Consider the following 2,099-nt stretch of genomic DNA (forward strand, 5'->3'; position numbering starts at 1 on the left):
GGCGCTGACGAGCCGGCCCATCGGCTGGCGGGCGTCGAGGGCCGCCCGCTCGCGCGCCGGGTCGTCGGCCGCGTCGAGCAGCCGCCCGACCCAGGGGGTGTCGGCGGTACCGGGGTTGACGCAGTTGACCCGGATGCCTTCGCGGACGTGGTCGGCCGCCATCGCGAGGGTCAGCGACTGGACCGCGCCCTTGGAGGCGGAGTAGAGCGCGCGTTGCGGCAGTCCCGCGGTCGCCGCGATCGAGCACGTGTTGACGATCGCGGCGTGCGCCGACTCGCGCAGATACGGCAGCGCCGCGCGGGTGACCCGGACGAGGCCGACGACGTTGACGTCCAACACCCGGTGCCATTCGGCGTCGTCGTTGTCCGCGACGGTGCCGGCCGCTCCGATGCCCGCGTTGTTGACGAGGATGTCGAGGCCGCCGAGCAGGCCGGCGGCGGCTCGGACGGCCGCGACGACCGACGCGTCGTCGGTCACGTCCGCGGTGAACACGGACAGGTCGGGGTCGCCGGCCAGGGCGGCGGGGTCGCGGTCGAGCACGGCCACGGTCGCGCCGCGGGCGGTCAGCATCCGCGCGGTGGCCAGGCCGATGCCGGACGCGCCGCCGGTGACGAGGGCCTTGAGGCCGGTGAAGTCGAGAGCGGACGTCATGCGGACACCTCCACGAGATGCGGCTGCGCGGCGCGGTCGGCGACCCAGAACTCGCCGTCGGGGTAACGGAATCGGGCGATCGACGCGGGGTTCATCGTCGACGAGAAGCCGGGCGCGGAGGGCGCCTGGTAGTTCCCGTCGGCGATGACGACCGGGTCGACGAAGTGCTCGTGCAGGTGGTCGACGTACTCGATCACCCGGTCGTCGATGCGGCCGCTGACCGCGACGTAGTCGAACATCGACAGGTGCTGGACGAGTTCGCACAGGCCCACGCCGCCGGCGTGCGGGCACACCGGGATGCCGAACTTGGCGGCGAGCAGCAGGATCGCGATGTTCTCGTTGACGCCGCCGACCCGGCAGGCGTCGATCTGGACGAAGTCGATCGCCTCGGCCTGGAGCAGCTGTTTGAACACGATCCGGTTTTGCACGTGTTCGCCGGTGGCGACCTTGACCGGGGCGATGGCCCGGCGGATCGCCGCATGCCCCAGCACCTCGTCCGGGCTGGTGGGTTCCTCGATCCAGTGCGGGTCGAACTCGGCCAGCCGGTTCATCCACTCGACGGCCTCGTCGACGTCCCAGCGCTGGTTGGCGTCGACGGCGATGCGGATGTCGGGGCCGACGGTCTCGCGGGCGATCCGGCAGCGGCGGATGTCGTCGGCCAGGTCCGCGCCGACCTTGAGCTTGATCTGCGTGAAGCCCTCGGCGACCGCCTCGCGGCACAGCCGGACGAGCTTGTCGTCGTCGTAGCCCAGCCACCCGGGCGACGTGGTGTAGGCGGGATATCCGCGGCGGCGCAGCGTCTCGGCGCGCTCGGCGCGGGTGGGTTCGGCGCGGCGCAGGATGTCGAGCGCGTTTTCGCGGGTGAGCGCGTCGCCGAGGTAGCGGAAGTCGACGAGGTCGACGATCTGCTCCGGCGTCAGGTCGGCGAGCAGTTGCCACAGCGGCTTGCCGGCGCGTTTGGCCTTGAGGTCCCACGCGGCGTTGACGACCGCGGAGATGGCCATGTGCATGATGCCCTTCTCGGGGCCCAGCCAGCGGAACTGGCTGTCGCCGACCAGGGAGCGCGAGAACGCGCCGAGGTCGCCGAGCAGTTCGTCCAGCGGCCTGCCGACGACGTACGGGCGCAGCGCGTCGATCGCGGCGACCTGGACGTCGTTGCCGCGCCCGATGGTGAACGAGAAGCCGTGGCCTTCGTGACCGTCGCCGGCGTCGGTGCGGAGCACGACGTAGGCGGCCGAGTAGTCCGGGTCGGGGTTCATCGCGTCGGAGCCGTCCAGTTCCCGGGAGGTCGGGAAGCGGATGTCCGACGTCACGAGCTCGGTGACGACGTGGGGTGTTCGTGATGCGGGAGGGGCGGGCCGGCTCACGCCGTTCGGGTGGTGCGGGGTCACGTGTGGCTCCTCGGTTCTCGGCCGTGCGGCCCGGCCGACGCGAACGGGGTGGGCTCC

The 2,099-nt window shown here is 72.0% G+C and carries 2 protein-coding genes; both read right to left on the bottom strand.

Features of this window, described 5'->3' with window-relative positions; all coding sequences use genetic code 11:
- Positions 1-651: SDR family oxidoreductase (locus tag GT354_RS11020; protein WP_161356104.1), on the bottom strand; the 651-nt coding region annotated here is incomplete at its 3' end.
- Positions 648-1,964: an L-fuconate dehydratase gene (locus tag GT354_RS11025; protein WP_161356105.1), complete on the bottom strand. Its 1,317-nt coding sequence runs from the start codon at positions 1,962-1,964 to the stop codon at positions 648-650. The genes GT354_RS11025 and GT354_RS11020, both read right to left, overlap by 4 nt.
- Between the last annotated feature and the right edge of the window lie 135 nt (positions 1,965-2,099).

Source organism: Streptomyces sp. SID3343, from assembly GCF_009865215.1.
GTDB lineage: Bacteria > Actinomycetota > Actinomycetes > Streptomycetales > Streptomycetaceae > Embleya.